This is a genomic window from Amycolatopsis echigonensis (assembly GCF_002846615.1).
GTDB classification, from domain to species: domain Bacteria; phylum Actinomycetota; class Actinomycetes; order Mycobacteriales; family Pseudonocardiaceae; genus Amycolatopsis; species Amycolatopsis echigonensis.
In genome coordinates, this window is the sequence record NZ_PJMY01000003.1 from 2,309,123 (window position 1) to 2,327,621 (window position 18,499).

An 18,499-nucleotide genomic window follows, 5' to 3' on the forward strand; every position below is an offset into this window, starting at 1 on the left:
CAGGCGACGAGCAGACCGAGACCCCCCACCGAGCTACAGTCACCCCGTGCCCGAGATTTCGACCGCCGAGCGAGCCGGTGTCGGTTCCGACGGCCACCCCCGCCCCACCGAAGACCACATCGCCCTCCTGGACCAAGCCATCCTGGTCCTCGACGGCGCCACCTCCCCCAGCCCCGACCTCCCTCCCGGCGGCTGGTACGCCGCCCTGCTCCGCGACCAGCTCGCCGACGAACTGCGAGCCCATCCACAGGAAGACCTCGGCGCCGCACTGGCCAACGCGATCACCGCGGTAGCCAACGCCCACGACCTGCGCCCAGGCCATTCCCCCTCCAGCACAGTCTCCGTCCTCCGCTGGAACGACTCCGAAGTAGAAGCCCTGGTCCTGGCCGACAGCCCCATCGTCGCTTTTGGACAGTTCGGCACCGACGTAGTCTCCGACGACCGCCTGATCTCCCTGCGCAACAACCGCCTCCTGCAAACCGGCACAGACGTCCGCCGCAGACGCAACGCAGCCGACGGCTTTTGGGTAGCCGAGGCCGATCCGTCCGCGGCACACAGGGCAGTACGCCGCAGCTGGCCGCGCGCAGAAGTCGACGCCGTCCTCATCGCCACCGACGGCGTCGCGATCGGAGTGGACGAGTACCGCCTCTTCGACTGGCCGGAAGTCCTGCGGCTGGCCAAAAACAAAGGCCCCGAAGCAGTACTGGACGCAGTCCGCGCCGCGGAAAACGGCGATCCGCACGCCGTCCGCTGGCCGCGCGCCAAACGCCATGACGACCAGGTGCTCGTCGTCGCCGACTTCGCGAGGTAGGGGCTGAATCAGGGGTTTTCCCTGATCACGAAACGCCGCTGAGCCGCCAATCTGGCTACATGGGGAACTCACGAGGCGTCCGGGGGTGGCGCCTGACCGCACTCGCGGCGATCGCCTGGGGGCTGTTCACGATCACCGTGCTGCACATCATCAGCTCGCACGATCCGATCTACGACACGCTTTCGAGCTACACGATCACCGACCGCGGAGAGGGCATGCTCGGAGCGAGCGTGCTGTCGGTGGCAGTCGGATCGCTCGCGGTGCTCGGCGCGCTGATCGCCGGCGGCGTGCCGATGACGTTCAGCACCAAGGCTTTGCTCATGCTGTGGGCGCTCGGGCTGGCGGTCGCCGCGGTGTTTCCCGCCAGTTACCCGCCAAGCCCGAATCCGCTCAGCGGCGATATCCACCTGTACTCGTGCCTGATCGCGTTCGCGAGCCTGCCCGGCGCGGCGATCACGATGTTGGAACCATTGCGCGGCACGGCGGAACGCGTGTTCGTGGTGCGCTGGCTGAAGTTCGGGCTCGCCGCGGTCGGGCTGTTCGCGGTGAGCTTCCTGTTCGTCCGCCTCGACGAAGCCGGGGTGCGGCCGTTCCACGTGCTCACCGAGGTGCTGCCGGTGGGCGCGACGCAGCGGCTCACCTTGATCGCGAACGTCGCCCTGCTGCTGGTCCTGCTGCGCATCGCGGTGCGGACCGAAACCGCGCGCGCCGCGGTGCTCGTTACTTCCGCGCCTCAGCCATGAATTCGGGCGCGTAACCGAACAGTCCGGGAAGCCCGCCGGTGTGCACGAACACCACGGTCTCCTCCGGCGAGTACCTTCCCGCCGCCGCCCATTCCACCAGGGCGGCGGCGGCTTTTCCGGTGTAGACCGGGTCGAGCACCACGCCTTCGGTCCGACCGAACAACCGGATCGCTTCCCAGGTCCCCGACGCCGGAATGCCGTACCCCTCGCCGATCGTCGTGTCGTTCATCCACACGTGCTCCAGCTTCGGCGGGTCGATCCCCAGCAGCTGCGCGGCCCCGGCCGTGAGGTGGGCCAAGTTGTCCACAGCCTCGTTGAGCGGGTGGCTGACGCAGGCGATGTCCAGATCCAGCGCACCGAGCACCTCCGTACCGAGCGCGAGCCCGGCCGCCGTGGCCCCGCTGGCATGCGGACCGACGACGCGAGCGCGGTCCAGGCCAAGATCGGTCAACTGGGCCGCCAGCTCGCGAGCGGCGTCCACATAGCCGAGAACGCCGAGTGGGTCGGACCCACCGACGGGGACAGTCCGCACTTTCCGGCCCTCGTCCGCTGCTTCGGCGAGCAGCCGTTCGTACGTCGCAGCCGATTCCTCCCCAGACGCGGAGATGTGCACGCGCGCGCCAAAAAGCAGGTCAAGCGGGACGTTGCCGGATCGCTCGTACGCGTCGCCGGAACGCGGCACCTCGGCAGTCAGCACCAGTTCGCAACGCAACCCCAGCTTCGCGCACGCAGCGGCGGTTTGGCGGCCGTGGTTGGTCTGGACCGCGCCGAAGGTGATCACGGTGTCGGCTCCCTCGGCGAGCGCCGCGCCGAGGTGGAAGTCGAGTTTGCGCAGCTTGTTGCCGCCGACGCCGAGCGGGTGGACGTCGTCGCGCTTGAGCAGCAGCCGGGGGATGCCGAGCGCTTCGCCCAGCCGAGGAGCGGGGACCAGCGGTGTCGGCCCGTGGTGCAGACCGGCGCGCGGAAAGGCGGCGAAGGAGGGGAACCGGGCGAAGTCGAACGTCATCGATCCTCCGTGCGCTGGCCGGGCTGACGGCGTGCAGTTTAGGCAGGTTTTCCCGCTGTGGCTTGGTCCGCGGCTTTGGCTGCCCGCTCGATTTCGGCCCGCCGGGCTTCCCAGAAGGCAGCGTCCTGGCCGCGCTTGGCCATGGCTTCCGCGTCCATTTCGACTACGCCGTCCAGTTGCTCGCGCAGGATGTCGGCGTGCCCCGCGTGCCTGCTGGTCTCCGTCAGCAGGTGGACAAGAACGTTGAACAGCAACACGTCCGGCCTTGGCCACCAAGGCACGTGGACCGGGCGAGTCGATGTCGAGAGCGGCGATTGTCGCGTCGGAGTGTTCACAGGCGCGTTGGTAGCGGCTGGTGATTTCTTCGCGGGTTTCGTGCTCGGTCGCCCACAGGTCGGTACCGCGCTGTTCGAGGTCGTCCCACCGCGGGACCGGCTCAGGAAACGGGCGGCCGAAAACCTCGCCGAAGTACCGGGCCTCGGCCACGGTCAGATGTTTGACGAGGCCGAGAAGGTTGGTCCCGGTCGAGGTCAGCGGGCGGCGAACGGCGTACTCGGACAGCCCGTCGAGCTTCCGGAGCATCGTCTGCCGGATCTCTCGCAGATCGCTGTGCAGGTATTCCTTCGCGAAGTCGTCGTTCACGACTACGAGCATGCCCGAACCGGTCGGTCAGGGGTGCTTTCCCGGCCGGCACCGTGATACGTTCGTTCGAGCGAACGAGAGAACGGGGAGCCGCCGATGCCTTCCGCTACGACGGAGTTCCAGACCCTTGCCGACCAGATCGCCGCGCTCGAATCCGGCGAGGTCACGGCCGTGCGGCTGACCGAACTCGCGCTCAAGCGGGCGCATGCGAGCCAGCCGGTGCTCAACGCGTTCCGCGTGCTGCGCGACGAAGCCGCGCTCGCCGAGGCCGCCGAGGCAGATCAGCGCCGCGCCGACGGCGATCGCGCGCCGTTGCTCGGGGTGCCGGTGGCGATCAAGGACGACGTCGACCTCATCGGCCTGCCCACCGCGTTCGGCTGCCCGGGCGAGTTCCCGGCAGCGACCGCGGACGCGCCCGCGGTGGCGAAGCTCAAACAGGCCGGCGCGGTCATCATCGGCAAGACCAACACCCCTGAGCTGGGCCAATGGCCGTTCACCGAGGGAAGCGCCTTCGGCGCGACGCGCAATCCGTGGCAGCCCGCGCACACGCCGGGCGGGTCGTCCGGCGGATCGGCCGCGGCGGTGGCGGCCGGGATCGTGGCCGCCGCGCTCGGGTCGGACGGGGCGGGTTCGGTGCGCATCCCGGCGGCGTGGACCGGGCTCGTCGGGATCAAAACCCAGCGCCGCCGGATCCCGACCGGCGCCGAACTGTTCCACGGCCTCACCGTGCTCGGCCCGCTCGCCCGGACAGTCGCCGACGCGGCCACTCTGCTCGACGTCACCGCCGGCACCGGCACGTCGTTCCAGACCGCCGCGCGACGCGAACCCGGACGTCTGCGAATTGGCATTTCCACTCGCATTCCCTTCACCGCCACCAAAACGATGCTCGACCCCGTGGTCGAAGCAGCGGTGCGGCAGACCGCCGACTCGCTCGGCGGGCTGGGACACGAGATCGTGCCGGTCGAACCCGGATACGGCCTGATCGGCCTCACCTTCCTGCCGCGGTCGCTCACCGGCGTGCGCGACTGGGCCCAGCGCGTCCCGGAGCCGGCCGCGCTCGACCCGCGCACTCGCAGCAACGCCCAGCAAGGCGGCCTGCTCGCCGGGCCCGCCCTGAAACTCGCCCGCGCCCTCGAACCCGCGCTGCGCCGCCGGATCGGCGGGATGTTCGGCGACATCGACGTCCTGCTCACGCCGACCACCGCGACCCCGCCGCCCGCGATCGGGTCCTTCGACGGGCTTTCCGGCTGGCAGACCGACCAGACGATGATCGCCGCGTGCCCGTACGCTTGGCCGTGGAACGTGCTGGGCTGGCCCGGGGTGAACGTGCCTGCCGGACTGACCGCGGACGGGTTGCCGCTCGGCGCCCAGCTGCTCGGCCCGTCGCATTCCGAGGAGCGGCTGATTTCCGTTGCCGCGCAACTGGAAGAGGAGCTGCGATGGCCGGACCGACGTCCCGAGCCGGGGTGGTGACCACTCGCGACGCGATCCTTCGCGCCACCTTGAAGGTGGTCGGCGAGCAGGGCGTCGGCGGGCTCACCAACCGGCGGATCGTCGCCGCCGCCGGGGTTTCGCTCGGCACGCTGACGTATCACTTCCCGAGCCAGACCGAGCTGTTGCGCGAGGCGATGCTGCTGTTCGCCGAGGAGGAAACGGCGAAGCTGGCGGGAATTGTCGAGGGGTACCGGGCGCAGGGACTGAGCCTCGAACAAGCGGCGACCGTCGTGGAGCACGTGATCAAGCAGTTGCCGTTCGGCACGGACGAACTCGCGCCGCACGAGCTGTACCTGCAAGCCGCGCGCGATCCCGGACTGCATGAAGCTTCCGCGAAATGCTTTGCGGCGTATGACGAATTGGCCATCACGATCCTCACCGCGCTCGGCCTGCCCGATCCGCAGCGGGTGGCCGGGCCCGTAGTCGCGTTGATCGCCGGCCTGCAGTTGCGACGGCTCGCCACCGGCACGGACGTTCCGGCCGCGGAGCCGCTGATGATGCTGTTGCACGGTGCGCGAGGCTGACGTGGCCCCGCCGATCGTCCGCGGTACTGCGGCTTGGCGTTACTTCGGCGACTTCCGCGATCTGCTGCTCGCGGGGCAGGTGCTGGTGCTGCAGGTCGCGCATCCGGTCGTGGCGGCCGGAGTGCGGGACCATTCGGACTACAGCGACGATCCGTGGACGCGGTTGATGCGCACCGGCGCCTCGCTGTCGATCTATGTGTACGGCGGGACAAAGGGCGCGCAAGCCGAGGCCGAGCGGTTGCGGAAACTGCACCGCTCATTCACCGGCAACGCGAACGGCCGTCGCTACAGCGCGCTCGATCCTGGCGCGTACGCGTGGGTGCATGCGACTTTGGTGATGGCACCCGTTGACGCGCAACGGTTTTTCGGCCGTCCGATGTCCGCTTCGGAGCTTGACGAGTACTACGCGCAAATGTGCGGCATCGGCCGGATCCTCGGCGTGCGCGAGCGGGATCTGCCGCCGACCTGGCCGGAATTCGAACGCTATTACCGGGAGATGATCGCCGGGTTCGGTCCGAACGAAACGATCAGCACGTTGTTCGAGACCATCGACACGGTGCGGAAACCCTTCTCCCGCATGTCGGACCACTGGTGGTCGAAACTCCAAAAGGGACACTCACGCGCGCAGATGTTCCTGATCCGCGCGACCTTGCCGCCCGAACTTCGGGATCGCCTTAGTCTGCAATGGACCGATGAGGACGCGCGCAAGTTCGCCCGCTTCTGCCGCGCGACCAGAATGCTCGGCACCGTGCTCCCGCCATCGGTGCGCACCGTCCACATGCGAGCGATCGGCAAACTGAACGTGTGGCTGCGCGCGCACCCGTGGGCTTACCGGTTCTTCGTCCGCTCGTAATGCGCGCGCGCCTTCGCGCGGTTCCCGCAGCGGGACATCGAGCACCACTGCCGAGTCCGACGAGGCGAGGTGTCGACAAACCGCAAGCCACAGTCGTCCGCTGCACAGATTCGGATGTCCTCCACGCCGGTAGCGAGGTCGACAGCGTCAGCGGCCAACACGGCAAACGCCGTCGCCACCGGATCTTCGGGAGCGGACGCTTCCCGCTGCAGCACACCGTCCTTCAACCGCAGCCGGTCGGGTTTCGGAGCGGCGGCGAGCGCGTCGTTGACCAGCCGGACATCGGCGGCCAGCGGTTTGGCGGTCAGCAGCCGGTTCACCGCCTCGCGCAGGTCCTTCGCCGACGCCACCTGGGCGGCGGTCACCGACAGGCGGCCGAACCCGGCCAGCTCAAGCCATTCCGCAAGTGCGTCCGGGCCGGTGAGCAACTCGATGCCCTCCGGGAGATGCCGGGAGCGCAGCGTGTTCACCAGGTGCAGACACGGCCGTCCGGCGTTGAACACCCAATCCATATCGCTCATTCTAACCGTTGAAACCGGTGAGAACCCGCGCTACCGTCTAACCCTATGAGCCGGTTAGAAGCAGCGATGGCCCAAGTAGACGACCTGCGCATGCACTACCTCCGCGGTGGCGAGGGCCCGCCGCTCTTCCTCCTGCACGGCTGGCCACAGACGTCGCACTGCTGGCACCGCGTCGCCGGACCGCTGACCGAGACGCACACCGTGATCGCCCCAGACCTGCGCGGATATGGGCGCACTGACAAGCCCCGCACCGGTTACGACAAGCGCACGATGGCCGCCGACGTCGCCAAGCTGGCCGAGCAGCTCGGATTCGACCGGGTCGCGGTGGCAGGACACGATCGCGGCGGACGGGTGGCGCACCGGTGGGCGCTCGACCGTCCGGACCAGGTCGAGCGCCTGGCCGTGCTGGACATCGCACCGACGCGCGAGATGTGGCACCGCCTCGACCGCGACCTCGGGAAGGCGTACTGGCATTGGCTTTTCCATCTCCAGCCAGACCTGCCGGAGCTGCTGGCCGGCCAGAACATCGCCGCCTACCTCGGGTACTTCTTCGAGCGCTGGACCTTCCAGCGGCAGGGACTGCCCGCCGAGGACGTCGCCGAGTACGTGCGCGCCTTCGAAGCACCCGGCGCGCTCCGCGCCGGTTTCGACGACTACCGCGCCTCCTTCCCGGACGACGCCGACCTGGACGACGCCGATTACGCCGCCGGGAAACGCCTCACCCAGCCGGTACTGGCGATGTGGGGCAAGTCCGGCTTGCTGGGCAGCCTGCCCACGCACGAGATCTGGCGCGACTACGCGCACGACGTGACCGGCATCGGCCTCGACGACTGCGGACACTTCCTCCCCGAGGAACAGCCCTCACAGGTCGTGGCGCATCTTCGGGAATTCCTGGCCCGTTAAGGAAATCCGCGCGAAACGCGCGCCCACGATCTGCTCGATCGCCGCACCCACCCGGAACGTCGTCTCATCGGCATACTTTCCCTCGACCACCTGGACACCTGTCGGCACGCCATTGCTCGCCCAACCGGACGGCACGGCGAGCACTGGATGCTCGCTGCCGACGTTGAACGCCGGGGTGAGCGAAGGGTCCGAAAAGTGTTCCAGCGCAACACCATTGACCACGACCTGCGCAGAAAGGTAACCCTCGCCAGCACCGAAAGCCGTGGCACCGATGGTCGGCACGATGAGTGCGTCGAAGCGTGCGAACACCGCGTCGAGGCGTTCCCGGATCGCCGCTTCCACTGCGCGGCCAGTTTCGGTGTCCACAATGTTCTCGACGCCTTTGCGCGCGAAAGCCTGGCAGTACGGGGTGAGGACGCCCGGGTTCTGCCGGTCCGATTCCAGGACCTCCGCGGCCAAACCGGTCCCGAAGTGCGCCCACAGGGCCTGTTTGACCAGGTCGAGCGTCCAGTCGAGCTCGATCTCGGTCACCACCGCACCGGCCGACGCCAGCGGTGCGCGACGGCGCGGGTGTTGGCGGCGACCTCCGAGTCCACCGGGAGGTCGCCGGGCACCGGGCAGCACGCGACACGGAGTCCACGCACGTCGCCCAGTTCGATCCGAGCCGGGGGAAGCCGCGAGTGCGGATCCTCGCCCGCCATGACCTTCTGCAGGAGCGCGCAATCGGCGACGATCCGGGCCATCGGGCCGTGGTGGTAGCAGGCGTCCAGTCCGGCGGGCGGGAGGACCGGGTTGCGGCCGTGCGGCGGTTTGAACCCCACGACGCCGGTGAAGGACGAGGGCGCGCGGAGCGAACCGCCGATGTCCGATCCGGTGGCGAGGAAGGCGGTCCCGGCCGCCAGCGCCGCGCCGAACCGCCGGACGAGCCGCCCGCCGCGGTCTGCAGGTTCCACGGGTTGCGCGTGGTTCTCCAGCGTCGCGTGTGGGACAGCGGCATGCAGCAGAACTCGGACGTCGTCGTGCGAGCGTGCAGAATCCCGCCTGCCGCCTGGATCCGGCTGAGCCCGATCGCGGTTCCCCGCGCCATCCGAGGCGGGCGCAGGAGGGTGCCGTCGGTGACCGGGCGCCCGGCCAGGGGCTGTTCTTCCTTCGCCGCGATGGGCAGTCCTTCGAGCGGCCTCGGCCGGCCGCCGGGCACGTACTGCTTCTCCGCGACGGCCGCCGCCCGCAGCGCCTGCTCGAACATCTGCTCGGCGAAGGCGTTGACGTCCGGCTCGACCCCTCCGCCCGTTCCACGACCGCCCGCATCAGCTCCGCCGGAGACAGCTGCCGGGTCCGGAAAAGGCGCAGCGCTCCCTCGGCGGAGAGGTAGTGGTGTGGGGTCATGACGCGCTCCGCGGGGCCGGCTGCTCAACCTACTCGGCTGGCGACCCTTGCCAACCCGGCATTAAGCCCACAACCACCGCCACCCACGGTAACCAGGGTCCTCCGTGGTCCACCCGATCGAGTGACTGTTTGCGAATCGCTCTCCGTTGAGACCTCGCCGTGGTGGACTACTCGCTCGGCGGCAGGTCGAACTGACCAGCCTTGACCGCGACAAGGAAGGCGTCCCACTCGCCACGGTCGAAGACCAGAACCGGGCTCGCCGCGAGCTTCGTGTCGCGCACCCCGATCAGGCCGGGACGGGAGAGGTTGACTTCGACACAGTTTCCGCCGTTGGGCTCGCTGGCGAACGACTTCGCCCAGGCCGCGGCCGCGAACAGCGACTCCGCCGTGTCCGGGTCGTAATCCTGGGGCGACGGATAATCCGCCATGGGTCGTCCACCTCCGAGCCTTGTGCAGGGGCGTGCGTCGTCGCGCACGTCCCCCGGCTTCTTTGCGTCACTACGGAGCAAACCGCAGGGCCAAGCGGGTGATCAACTCGACCCGATCTCGACATGAAGATTATTCCAGGAGTAGGATTAATCGCAGCGATCGGGGCGTCAGTGGTGGGTGAATGGCTTGCGTCATTCCGCCCAGCACCGACAGCACCGGCCCGGGCACCCGGCCCGGGCGGCGGAACAGCCGCGAGACATCGGGAGGAGTGCGGATGCGAGCCGACCCGTTCGGCCTGGCGAGCCAATCCGCCGGCCTTCCCGGAATCGATGCTGGTCCAGGTGCTGCGACGACCCTGCGGAGACGCCGCAACGAAGCGGTTTCCCTGGTGCCCGGCGTTGACCCGCCGAGCGCGAACCACCCCGATCCGGCCGACGCCGACCCGCGCCGGTTCCCGTTATCCGAACTGGGGGTGTGATCCCATGGCCGTCCGGCTCACCACGCTTTTCCGCCGTGAGGACGAACACACTCGCGGCCGAGGTGGGATCAATCACGAATTGCGCAACCGGTTCGGGTTCAGCCTGATCCAGGCCCCGCTGCGCAGCCCGATGGTGGTGGACACCGAGATCGAAGTACCGGCTCCGCGCCAAGCGGACACCGTCCACGCCACCCGCCACTGTCGCGAGACACGAGTACCGCTGCTCCACGGGCTCGGCTGAGCAGCCGCCGCCCGCTTCGTCCACGCTCCCCGGAACTCCTTCCCCCGGGGAGCGTTTTCGTGTCCGGCTTCGGGTCCCGTGGAGGTCCAGACCACTATGCCGGTCTAGACCATCCCCTCGCCCGCCCGCGACCGCAGTGCCCTCGGCTGAAAGCGGCGAAGCGCAGGCGCGAGCCAAACGCCCCGACGCCACCTTGGGTGCGTCAGACGCACCCAAGGCCACGTTGGGGCACCAGTGAGCGGGCGTCAGGGCTTGCGGCCCAGAGCGCAAATCCCGCCGCTGAACGAAGGGTCGTCCGCCATCCGGTCGCCCGCGCTCGATTCGCCTGCCTCCGGGTGCCAGGCCGACACCCACGAGATGCCGGGCTCCACCAGTTCCAGTCCGGAGAAGAACTCCGCGAACTCCGCCCGCGTGCGGAAGTGGAACGGCGTGCTCGACTGCTGGTACTGCTTGTGGATCGCGTCGCGGCGTTCGCCGTCGTCGGTCGGGACGCCGTCGTCGGTCAGGTGCGAGGAGAGGAAGTACGAGCCGGACGGAAGCAGCGACAGGTACTTCCGCACGATCTCCAGCGCCGGTTCGTCGCGGCCGATGAAGTACAGCACTCCGACCATGATCAGGCCGATCGGGCGCTTCGGGTCGAGTACGCCGGTGTCGAGCGCGCGCGGCCAGACGTCGGCCGGGTTGCGCAGGTCGCCCTGCAGCACCGCGTGCCGGTCGGCGACGCCCTCGCGTTCCAGCAGGATCTGCGAATGCGCGACCGCCACCGGTTCGTTGTCGACATAAACACAGCGTGCGTTCGGGTTCACCGACGTGGCGATCTCGTGCACGTTGCCGACCGTGGGCACGCCGGAGCCGATGTCGAGGAACTGGTCGATGCCCTGTTCGGCCATGTACCGCACGCCGCGGCCGAGGAACTCCCGGCCGGCCCTGGCGATGGTCTTGATCATCGGAAAGGTCTGGACCGCCCGTTCGCCGAACTCGCGGTCGATCGCCCAGTTCGCGGTGCCGCCGAGGAACCAGTCGTAAATCCGCGCCGCGTTCGGCCGATCGAGGTCGACGCCCTCCGGGGCTTCCGGATCCGGTGCCTGAGTCATCAGCTTCCCCTTCCGTGCGGGTACCAGTGTGCCCACTCGCCGCCGTCGCGCGCCGCCGACCCCGGCAACCGCCCGAAAATCCCACGACTCCGGTGTCTCCGGGCCACTAGGTTGCAGTGGATGCGCATCCTGTTCTCGTTCGTCGGCGGTCGCGGCCACTTCGACCCGATGGCTCCGGTCGCGCGAGCGCTCGCCGCGCGCCGCCACACCGTAGCGGTCGCCGGCGGCGGTTCGCACGTGCCAGCGCTCGCCAAAGCCGGGTTCACGACCTTCGCGACGAGCGCGCCGCGCGAGGTCGAGGCGGTACGGCAGCCGATGCCGCCGGTCGATCCGGCGCGCGACGACTGGGAAATCCGGGAACTGTTCGCCCGCCGCGCGACCCAGCAGCGCGTGCCGGTGCTGCTGGAGCTGGCCCGCGATTGGCGTCCGGATCTGATCGTCCGCGACGAAGTGGACTTCTCCGCCGCGATCGCCGCCGAGGTGCTGGGCCTGCCGTGCGCCACCGTCCTCGTGCTCGCCGCCGGAACGTTGCTGCGCAAGGAACTCATCGCCGAACCGCTCGCCGAAGCCCGCGCCGCGCACGGCCTGCCGGACGACCCGCGGCTCGAGATGCTGACCCGCGGCCAGGTGCTTTCGCCGCTGCCACCGTCCTTTCGCGACCCCAGCTCGCCGCTGCCGCCCGGCACTTTCTCGTTCCGCCAGGGAGATCCGGTCGCGCCCCGCCAGCCCGCCGGGAAACCGCACGTGTACTTCACCCTCGGCACCAACTTCAACCTGGAGTCCGGCGACCTCATCGAGCGCGCACTTGCCGGGCTGGGCCAGCTGGACGCCGACGTGACCGCGACCGTCGGCACCCAGATCGACCCCGCCGAGTTCGGACCGCAGCCGGCGCACGTCCGCGTGGAACGGTTCGTACCGCAGGCGGAACTGTTGCCGCGCACCGATTTGATGGTGTCGCACGCCGGGTCCGGCAGCGTGATCGGCGCGCTCTCGCACGGTCTGCCGTCGCTGCTCTTCCCGATGGGGGCCGACCAGCCCGGCAACGCCCGGCGCTGCGCCGCGCTGAACGTCGGCCGCGCACTCGATCCGGAAACGTCCACTCCGGACGAAATCTGCCAAGCCGCCGCGAAAATGCTCGCCGACGCCACCTATCGCGAAGCAGCGCAACGCGGGCAAGCGGAGATCAACGCGCTGCCCGCGGCCGAGGAAACCGTGCCGGTGCTGGAAGCACTGGTCACGACATCTGCGCGCGGTAGTGTTCCGCCAGCTCCTTGAGGAACTGCCGCGTCTCGGCCCGCTCCAAGGCGGCACCGCGCAGCCGGTCCCACGAGTCCACGAAGATGTTGAAGTCCTTCACGTCGTCGAGGTACAGCCCGCCCGCGGAGTGTTCGATGTAGACGAAGTCGCGCGTGCGGTCCGGGAACCGCATGATCGTGAAGTCGTTGGGCACCGCGGCGAGCTTCGCGCTGAACGGCAGCACGTGCACGTAAACGCGCGGGTGCCGGTCGAGCGCGAGCAGGTGCTCGACCTGGTCCAGCATCACCGCGGGCGCGAACCCGCCGGGCGCGCGGCGCAGCGCGCCCTCGCTGATGATGAACCGGTAGTACGGCGGCTGCTGCTGATCGAACACCGCCTTGCGGTCGAGCCGGTTGCGCACCAGCGACGTGACGTCGGTGGCTCCGGCCTCGGTGAACTGCTTGAGCATGTAGTGCTCGGACTGCAGCGGCCCCGGCACGCGCTCGCCGTGCCAGGTGAGGATCTCCGCGGCGGCCGGCTCGAGGTCGGTGAAGGTGCGGAACCAATGCGGCACCACCGACCGGTAGCCGGACCAATGGCCGCGCTGCCCGGCCGCGGCGCGGGCCAGGTTCATCAGAGTGTCGGCCTCTTCGCCGTTGATCCCGAACGCGTTCAGCATGGTCCGCACATCTCCGAGCTTGACCCCCACCGCACCGGACTCGATCTTGTTGACCTTGCCCTGGGTGCAGCCGAGGACCTCGGCGACTTGCTGCTGCGTCATCTTCGCGGCGTTTCGAGCATGCCGGAGCTCATTGCCGAGCTGCTTGCGGCGCGAGGTGACGGTGCTCGCCATCTCCCCTTGCTCTCCTGGACCACTACTGCCGACGGGCTCTCCGCCGGACCGCGAACTACGAACCACCCAGGCCACTGCGACCCAACGGGGTTCGATGATGACACCCGGCAGCGTTTCAGGAAATGCGCGAGAACGCCAGTCACCCGGCATGTCACCCTGCCGGAGCAGTGTATTCCAGGTGCCGCGGACATCCCGGCTACTCCATCCGGACTAACAGGGGACTTCCGGGCACAGCTGAGCCGCCGATGCCCCACGCCGGCGGTCCGGGCGGCATAGTGGCGGCGTGATCGATCGATCCCCTGGCGCGGCGAGCGTCAAACAGCTGTCAGACGGCGCGTTCGGCTACGTCCAGCCCGACGGTTCCTGGTTCATCAACAACTGCGGCTTCGTCGATGCCGACGGGCACGCTGTGCTTATCGACACGTGTGCGACCGAACGACGGACGCGCGCTCTGCTCTCGGCCGTCGGCGACGCCGTCGGCCCGGTCACGACGCTCGTCAACACGCATCACCACAGCGACCACACCAACGGCAACTACCTGGTCGGCGGCGCCACCGTCGTCGGCCACCGCAAGACTCGCGAGACGCTGCTGGCCGACGGAATCCAGCGGTACGAGGGCGTCTTCACCGACAGCGACTGGGGAAACCTCGAACTGCGCGTGCCCGACCTGGTCTTCGACGACACGGTCACCCTCTACGCCGGACACACCCGGATCGACCTCGTCCACCCCGGGCACGCCGCGCACACCACCAACGACGTCCTGGTCTGGCTGCCCGACCAGCGCGTGCTCTACGCGGGCGACCTGGTGTTCAACGGCGGGAGCCCGTTCGCGCTGATGGGTTCGGTCGCGGGCTGGCGGGCGGCGCTGAACGTGATCCGCGAACTCGACCCGGCGGTCATCCTGCCCGGCCACGGCCCGGCGTGCGGGCTCGAAGCGGTGGACGCGGTCGACGACTACCTGGAGTTCGTCCAGCGCGCGGCGGAAACCGGGAAGGCGGCCGGACGCTCGCCGCTGGAGCAGGCGAAGGCGACCGACCTCGGCGGGTTCGCGAAGCTGACCGAGCAGGAGCGGCTGGCCGGGAACCTGCATCGGGCGTACGCCGAACTCGACGGCGCGCAGTGGGGTGCGCCACTCGATCTGGTGGCTCCGCTGAAGGACATGCTGGCCTGGAACGGGGGCCCGATCCGCTGCTTCTCGTGAGCACCGGTTGGATGACTAGGCTCGGAATCCGGCAGAGGTTTTCGGAAAGGTTTCGGATGAGCAAGAAGGCGAGCATCGGGGTCACCGGCCTCGCGGTCATGGGCCGCAACCTGGCGCGGAACCTGGCCCGGCACGGCCATACGGTCGCCCTGCACAACCGCTCCGAGGAGCGGACCCGCTCGCTCGTCGAGCAGTTCGGCGACGAAGGCGACTTCATCCCGGCGTACTCCGCGCAGGAGTTCGTCGACGCGCTGGAGCGGCCGCGGCAGATCGTGATCATGGTGAAGGCGGGCGGCCCGACCGACGCGGTCATCGAGGAGTTCGCGCCGCTGCTCGAGGCCGGCGACGTGATCGTGGACGCGGGCAACGCGCACTTCGCGGACACCCGCCGCCGGGAGCAGGCGCTGCGCGAACGCGGCCTGCACTTCGTCGGCACCGGCGTGTCCGGCGGCGAGGAAGGCGCGCTGCACGGGCCGAGCATCATGCCCGGCGGGTCGAAGGAGTCGTACGAGTCGCTCGGCCCGTTGTTCGAGGACATCTCGGCGAAGGTCGACGGTGAACCGTGCTGCACGCACGTCGGCGCGGACGGGGCCGGGCACTTCGTCAAGATGGTGCACAACGGCATCGAGTACGCCGACATGCAGCTGATCGCCGAGTCGTTCGACCTGCTGCGCGGTGCGGCGGGTTACTCCCCGGCCGAGATCGCCGACGTGTTCGGCACCTGGAACACCGGACGGCTCGACTCGTACTTGATCGAGATCACCGCCCAGGTGCTCAAGCACGTCGACGGCGCGTCCGGCAAGCCGTTCGTCGACGTCGTCGAGGACGCGGCGGAGCAGAAGGGCACCGGCCGCTGGACCGTGCAGATCGGGCTCGACCTCGGCGTGCCGATCAGCGGCATCGCGGAAGCCGTGTTCGCGCGGTCGCTGTCCGGGTCGACGGGGTTGCGTTCGGCGGCCCGCGGACTGGGCGGGCCGACGCGCACGCCGCTCACCGGTGCCGCGCTGGAGACCTTCGCGGACGACGTCGAGCAGGCGCTGTACGCGTCGAAGGTGGTCGCGTACGCGCAGGGCTTCAACCAGATCCAGGCCGGAGCCGCGGAGTACGGCTGGGACATCGACCTGGGCCGCGTTGCCTCGATCTGGCGCGGCGGCTGCATCATCCGGGCGAAGTTCCTGAACGACATCACGTCCGCTTATGCCGCGGAGCCGGGTCTCCCGACGCTGCTCACGTCCGGCGGCTTCCGGGCGGCGGTCGAAAACGCGCAGGACTCGTGGCGTTCGGTGATCTCGACGGCGGTCCGCCTGGGCATCCCGACGCCCGGCTTCTCGACCGCACTGGCGTACTACGACGGCCTGCGCGCGGACCGGCTGCCGGCCGCGCTGGTGCAGGGACAGCGCGACTTCTTCGGCGCGCACACCTACCGGCGGGTCGACCGTCCGGGCTCGTTCCACACCCTGTGGGCCGGGGATCTGTCGGAGGTCGAAGCCTGATTTTGGTGCCGCGGAAGGGCTCTCCCCTCGTGCCGGGGAGAGCCCTTCTCGTCATTTTTGCACCGTGCTGAGAATTTCCGCGAGGAATTCCTTGATCTTCGTTTCGGCCTTTTCCTTGTCGACCCCCAGTGCGGCAAGGACTTCGTAGCCCGCGCCCTCGCCCTGTTCCAGCAGCGCGAGGAGGATGTGCTCGGTGCCGATGTAGTTGTGCCCGAGCCGCAGGCCCTCGCGCAGGGTCAGTTCCAGGGTTTTCTTGCCCGCAGGCGCGAACGGCACCGGATCCGGCGCGTCGTCGACCGGTTCCGGCAACCGCGCCTCGGCGGCTTCCCGCACTGCCTCCAGCGTCACCCCCTGGGCGACAATCGCGCCCGCCGCTAGCGCATCCGGCTCGGAGAGCAGGCCGAGAAGCAGGTGCACGGTGTCGATTCCGGGGCTTTTGCCTTCGACGGCCGCCTTCTGAGCCGCGACGATAACGTGCCGCGCCCGGTCGGTGTAGCGGCCGAACATCCGCTGGATTCCGCCGGAGGAATCGTCGCTCTTCGGAACGAATCTCTTCTGGGCGGCTTGTTTGGACACGCCCATACTGGCCCCGATGTCGGTCCAGGAAGCCCCGCTGCGCCGTGCCTGGTCGACAAAGTGGCCGATCAGGTGGTCAGCGACGTCGCCAAGATGCTGGCCGACGTACACGGCGTCAGTGAGCTGGGCGAGGGCGTCTTTTTCGTTGTTGGCCTTGATGGCGCTGATGAGGTCGTCGAGTTTCACTGAGTCGGTCATGTCGTCAACTGTAGGTTGACGATCAGGTTCCGTCAACCTTGGGTTGACCAGGTACTCCTGTTATTCGCCGAGCATGACCTTGCCGGTACGCCGGTAACGAGCGTTCGGACTGCGCGGCGACTCGCCGATCAGCTCGACCAGCCCCTCGTCTCGGAGGATCCGCAACCACCGGGACACGGTCTTGTCCGGCATGTCCAGCAGCGCCGCCATTTCAGCCCGGGTCAACTCCGAAGCGCCGAGGGCGTCCAACACCTCGCGTCGTCGGTCCCGCCTGCCTGTCGACCGGAGACCCGCGCTGACGGAAGCGACGAGTTCGTATCGCGCCCACCGACGGCTTCCGGTCTGTCGCAACAAGCCCCGGGCCACCAGGTCGCCGAGTTCGGCAGTCGCACGCCGCGAGTCCACCCCGGTCGCACTGCGGTAGGAATGGTTGTCCAGGACGTCTCCGGCTTTGCTCATGGCCAACCCTAGACACTGACTGTCGGTGAGGCCGTACTCGCCGAGCCCCCGGATCCAGGCGACCACCTCGTCACTGATCAATGCGTGGTTGGGAAATTCGACCCGGAACAAGGAAATCTTGTCGACGAACCGTGGCGGGCTCAACGAGGCATCGCGCAACGCCCTCAGCATCGTGCGGATGCCCGAACCCCGGTTTTCGCACACAGTGCGCGCCGTTCCTGGCAATGGCACATCCTCGAGCAGTTTGAGCAACGTAGCGTTCCGCGCCGAGGAAACGCCTTCCTCCCCCAGGATGTCTTCGGTGACCGGCCCATAGAGCCCGCCGGGATTGCGGATGACGAGCCGATCCGGGTACATCTCGATCTGCACCTGAGTGCCACGAGACTCTGGCGAGTAATCGCGATGAGCCAACGCGTTGACCACAGCCTCGCGTAACGCTGGTTCCGGGTACTCCCAGCTGTCGATACGTCCAGCGCCGCGCACTGTCGCCCGGCGCGACATGTTCGCCCGGAGCACAGTCAGCGCGTCGCGGACCATCGCGGGTATCGACCCTTCCAGAACCCGGTTGTCGAGGAATCTGTCTCCGGTACGGAGGTCTGCTCCCTCTGGAGTCGGGTAGTGCACGAAGGAAATCATCAGCTGCGGGAAGAAGTGCTGCGGATATCGCCCGAGCGCCAGCAATCCGGCGACCGTTACCCGATCCTCGACAAGAACTTTGACCCTGCGCAGAACATCCTCGCGCGAAAGATCCGCGAACGCGTATGGCCGCTGCTGCCGAAGTCGCCCGACGAACGTAGCAACGAGCTCGGGATCCAGGTCGGCAAGGCTCGCTTCAGGAACGGCTTCCTCGTCGTCTCGCGGCTGCCCCCGGTTGGCCACCATGAGGTGAACCTCGTAACCGCTGAGCCGCCGATCCCCATCGCCGACCCGGACGTAGCTGCCTTGCGCCATTCCGAGCCGCTTGGCAAAACAGGGTCTGCTGCGACTGTCGAGGGCGGGGATCTCAGCGACGACGAGGTCGGCCCCTTCGAAACGATGCGTCCTGATCAATGGCCGCAGCGGCGGCTCCATCTCATCCGCGCAGACCGCGGCAAGACCGGCAGTCATTTTCGCCGGGTCGCGCACCCCGTTCGCGCTGAACCCCGCGGTCTCGTCCAGCCCGAGAACCAGCACTCCACCACGCGTATTCGCGAAGGCGGAGACAGTGTCCCGCACCGATTTAGGCAGGCGATCCTCAGCGCGCTTGGCTTCGACGTCGGCGTCGTCGCCGCCAAGTCGACGAAGATTCCCGACGATCTCCGCCAGTTCGTCGTCCAGCATCCTGCCCTCACAGACCTCTGCATGCTCACTTACATGCT

The 18,499-nt window shown here is 68.6% G+C and carries 19 protein-coding genes and 3 pseudogenes; 11 read left to right on the top strand and 11 right to left on the bottom strand.

The window, feature by feature from the left end:
- Positions 1-46: 46 nt before the first annotated feature.
- Both ATK30_RS15590 and ATK30_RS15595 read left to right on the top strand, forming a co-directional pair.
- Complete coding sequence (locus tag ATK30_RS15590; protein WP_101436212.1) at positions 47-811, top strand: protein phosphatase 2C domain-containing protein; 765 nt, start codon at positions 47-49, stop codon at positions 809-811.
- 59 nt (positions 812-870) lie between these two features.
- Positions 871-1,554 (top strand): DUF998 domain-containing protein, encoded by a 684-nt coding sequence (locus tag ATK30_RS15595; RefSeq protein ID WP_101436213.1) that lies wholly within the window; start codon positions 871-873, stop codon positions 1,552-1,554.
- Here ATK30_RS15595 and ATK30_RS15600 read toward each other — a convergent pair.
- Positions 1,532-2,560: a D-cysteine desulfhydrase family protein gene (locus ATK30_RS15600; protein ID WP_101436214.1), complete on the bottom strand. Its 1,029-nt coding sequence runs from the start codon at positions 2,558-2,560 to the stop codon at positions 1,532-1,534. The two genes, ATK30_RS15595 and ATK30_RS15600, sit on opposite strands and share 23 nt — an antisense overlap.
- Before the next feature lie 38 nt (positions 2,561-2,598).
- Positions 2,599-3,121 (bottom strand): annotated as a pseudogene (locus tag ATK30_RS15605) (DinB family protein).
- A 177-nt stretch (positions 3,122-3,298) separates the two neighbouring features.
- Here ATK30_RS15605 and ATK30_RS15610 point away from each other — a divergent pair.
- Genes ATK30_RS15610 through ATK30_RS15620 form a run of 3 tightly spaced genes read left to right on the top strand, consistent with a single transcriptional unit; the run spans position 3,299 to position 6,073 of the window.
- On the top strand, positions 3,299-4,675 hold the full coding sequence (locus ATK30_RS15610) for an amidase (RefSeq protein WP_101436215.1): 1,377 nt from the start codon (positions 3,299-3,301) through the stop codon (positions 4,673-4,675).
- Positions 4,642-5,220: a TetR/AcrR family transcriptional regulator gene (locus ATK30_RS15615; RefSeq protein ID WP_101436216.1), complete on the top strand. Its 579-nt coding sequence runs from the start codon at positions 4,642-4,644 to the stop codon at positions 5,218-5,220. The genes ATK30_RS15610 and ATK30_RS15615 overlap by 34 nt, the downstream gene beginning before the upstream one ends.
- A 1-nt stretch (position 5,221) precedes the next feature.
- Positions 5,222-6,073: an oxygenase MpaB family protein gene (locus ATK30_RS15620; RefSeq protein ID WP_101440857.1), complete on the top strand. Its 852-nt coding sequence runs from the start codon at positions 5,222-5,224 to the stop codon at positions 6,071-6,073.
- Here ATK30_RS15620 and ATK30_RS15625 read toward each other — a convergent pair.
- Positions 6,049-6,585: a CGNR zinc finger domain-containing protein gene (locus ATK30_RS15625; RefSeq protein WP_208637350.1), complete on the bottom strand. Its 537-nt coding sequence runs from the start codon at positions 6,583-6,585 to the stop codon at positions 6,049-6,051. The genes ATK30_RS15620 and ATK30_RS15625 overlap by 25 nt on opposite strands.
- Positions 6,586-6,660: 75 nt before the next feature.
- Here ATK30_RS15625 and ATK30_RS15630 point away from each other — a divergent pair, with 75 nt between their 5' ends.
- Positions 6,661-7,497, top strand: a complete 837-nt coding sequence (locus tag ATK30_RS15630) for an alpha/beta fold hydrolase (protein ID WP_244194623.1) — start codon at positions 6,661-6,663, stop codon at positions 7,495-7,497.
- Here ATK30_RS15630 and ATK30_RS45615 read toward each other — a convergent pair.
- The 3 genes and pseudogenes from ATK30_RS45615 to ATK30_RS15640 all read right to left on the bottom strand — a co-directional run bounded on the left by ATK30_RS45615 (position 7,456) and on the right by ATK30_RS15640 (position 9,311).
- Positions 7,456-8,028, bottom strand: a complete 573-nt coding sequence (locus ATK30_RS45615; RefSeq protein WP_208637351.1) for an amidase family protein — start codon at positions 8,026-8,028, stop codon at positions 7,456-7,458. The genes ATK30_RS15630 and ATK30_RS45615 overlap by 42 nt on opposite strands.
- Positions 8,025-8,743, bottom strand: a pseudogene (locus ATK30_RS47280) (amidase family protein). The gene ATK30_RS45615 and the pseudogene ATK30_RS47280 overlap by 4 nt, the downstream one beginning before the upstream one ends.
- A 307-nt stretch (positions 8,744-9,050) precedes the next feature.
- Positions 9,051-9,311, bottom strand: coding sequence for a DUF397 domain-containing protein (locus ATK30_RS15640; RefSeq protein ID WP_037712143.1), 261 nt, complete (start codon positions 9,309-9,311; stop codon positions 9,051-9,053).
- Between the two features lie 275 nt (positions 9,312-9,586).
- On the opposite strand from ATK30_RS15640, the gene ATK30_RS15645 reads away from it, so the two are divergent.
- Positions 9,587-9,790: a hypothetical protein gene (locus tag ATK30_RS15645; protein ID WP_101436219.1), complete on the top strand. Its 204-nt coding sequence runs from the start codon at positions 9,587-9,589 to the stop codon at positions 9,788-9,790.
- Positions 9,791-9,794: 4 nt separating this feature from the next.
- Complete coding sequence (locus ATK30_RS15650; RefSeq protein ID WP_101436220.1) at positions 9,795-10,031, top strand: hypothetical protein; 237 nt, start codon at positions 9,795-9,797, stop codon at positions 10,029-10,031.
- 245 nt (positions 10,032-10,276) lie between these two features.
- Here the strand turns inward: ATK30_RS15650 and ATK30_RS15655 are convergent, their stop codons facing one another.
- The gene (locus tag ATK30_RS15655; RefSeq protein WP_167441921.1) at positions 10,277-11,125 is read right to left on the bottom strand and encodes an SAM-dependent methyltransferase; all 849 of its coding nucleotides are present in this window, start codon (positions 11,123-11,125) and stop codon (positions 10,277-10,279) included.
- A 120-nt stretch (positions 11,126-11,245) separates the two neighbouring features.
- Between ATK30_RS15655 and ATK30_RS15660 the strand changes: the two genes are divergently transcribed.
- Positions 11,246-12,400, top strand: a complete 1,155-nt coding sequence (locus ATK30_RS15660) for a glycosyltransferase (protein ID WP_101436221.1) — start codon at positions 11,246-11,248, stop codon at positions 12,398-12,400.
- Here the strand turns inward: ATK30_RS15660 and ATK30_RS15665 are convergent.
- The gene (locus ATK30_RS15665; RefSeq protein WP_101436222.1) at positions 12,360-13,214 is read right to left on the bottom strand and encodes a helix-turn-helix domain-containing protein; all 855 of its coding nucleotides are present in this window, start codon (positions 13,212-13,214) and stop codon (positions 12,360-12,362) included. The genes ATK30_RS15660 and ATK30_RS15665 overlap by 41 nt on opposite strands.
- A 283-nt stretch (positions 13,215-13,497) precedes the next feature.
- Here ATK30_RS15665 and ATK30_RS15670 point away from each other — a divergent pair, with 283 nt between their 5' ends.
- Together ATK30_RS15670 and gndA are read left to right on the top strand one after the other, a co-directional pair.
- Positions 13,498-14,415: an MBL fold metallo-hydrolase gene (locus ATK30_RS15670; RefSeq protein ID WP_101436223.1), complete on the top strand. Its 918-nt coding sequence runs from the start codon at positions 13,498-13,500 to the stop codon at positions 14,413-14,415.
- Positions 14,416-14,471: 56 nt separating this feature from the next.
- Positions 14,472-15,908, top strand: coding sequence for an NADP-dependent phosphogluconate dehydrogenase (gene gndA, locus ATK30_RS15675; protein ID WP_101436224.1), 1,437 nt, complete (start codon positions 14,472-14,474; stop codon positions 15,906-15,908).
- A gap of 51 nt (positions 15,909-15,959) precedes the next feature.
- Here gndA and ATK30_RS15680 read toward each other — a convergent pair whose 3' ends face one another.
- The 3 genes and pseudogenes from ATK30_RS15680 to ATK30_RS15685 form a co-directional block, all read right to left on the bottom strand.
- On the bottom strand, positions 15,960-16,682 hold the full coding sequence (locus ATK30_RS15680) for a Clp protease N-terminal domain-containing protein (RefSeq protein ID WP_101436225.1): 723 nt from the start codon (positions 16,680-16,682) through the stop codon (positions 15,960-15,962).
- 60 nt (positions 16,683-16,742) lie between these two features.
- On the bottom strand, positions 16,743-17,048 hold the full coding sequence (locus tag ATK30_RS47450) for an ArsR family transcriptional regulator (RefSeq protein WP_376772270.1): 306 nt from the start codon (positions 17,046-17,048) through the stop codon (positions 16,743-16,745).
- 198 nt (positions 17,049-17,246) lie between these two features.
- Positions 17,247-18,461: pseudogene (locus ATK30_RS15685) on the bottom strand (ATP-binding protein); the annotation flags it as partial.
- Between the last annotated feature and the right edge of the window lie 38 nt (positions 18,462-18,499).

Excerpts from the sequence above, each read along its gene's own strand:
- ATK30_RS15625 (WP_208637350.1), bottom strand. The coding sequence starts at position 6,585 with ATGGATTGGGTGTTCAACGCCGGACGGCCGTGTCTGCACCTGGTGAAC.
- ATK30_RS15610 (WP_101436215.1), top strand. The coding sequence starts at position 3,299 with ATGCCTTCCGCTACGACGGAGTTCCAGACCCTTGCCGACCAGATCGCC.
- ATK30_RS15680 (WP_101436225.1), bottom strand. The coding sequence starts at position 16,682 with ATGACCGACTCAGTGAAACTCGACGACCTCATCAGCGCCATCAAGGCC.
- ATK30_RS15630 (WP_244194623.1), top strand. The coding sequence starts at position 6,661 with ATGGCCCAAGTAGACGACCTGCGCATGCACTACCTCCGCGGTGGCGAG.
- ATK30_RS15665 (WP_101436222.1), bottom strand. The coding sequence starts at position 13,214 with ATGGCGAGCACCGTCACCTCGCGCCGCAAGCAGCTCGGCAATGAGCTC.
- ATK30_RS15645 (WP_101436219.1), top strand. The coding sequence starts at position 9,587 with ATGCGAGCCGACCCGTTCGGCCTGGCGAGCCAATCCGCCGGCCTTCCC.
- ATK30_RS15660 (WP_101436221.1), top strand. The coding sequence starts at position 11,246 with ATGCGCATCCTGTTCTCGTTCGTCGGCGGTCGCGGCCACTTCGACCCG.
- ATK30_RS15640 (WP_037712143.1), bottom strand. The coding sequence starts at position 9,311 with ATGGCGGATTATCCGTCGCCCCAGGATTACGACCCGGACACGGCGGAG.
- ATK30_RS15650 (WP_101436220.1), top strand. The coding sequence starts at position 9,795 with ATGGCCGTCCGGCTCACCACGCTTTTCCGCCGTGAGGACGAACACACT.
- gndA (WP_101436224.1), top strand. The coding sequence starts at position 14,472 with ATGAGCAAGAAGGCGAGCATCGGGGTCACCGGCCTCGCGGTCATGGGC.
- ATK30_RS15600 (WP_101436214.1), bottom strand. The coding sequence starts at position 2,560 with ATGACGTTCGACTTCGCCCGGTTCCCCTCCTTCGCCGCCTTTCCGCGC.
- ATK30_RS15615 (WP_101436216.1), top strand. The coding sequence starts at position 4,642 with ATGGCCGGACCGACGTCCCGAGCCGGGGTGGTGACCACTCGCGACGCG.
- ATK30_RS15595 (WP_101436213.1), top strand. The coding sequence starts at position 871 with ATGGGGAACTCACGAGGCGTCCGGGGGTGGCGCCTGACCGCACTCGCG.
- ATK30_RS15655 (WP_167441921.1), bottom strand. The coding sequence starts at position 11,125 with ATGACTCAGGCACCGGATCCGGAAGCCCCGGAGGGCGTCGACCTCGAT.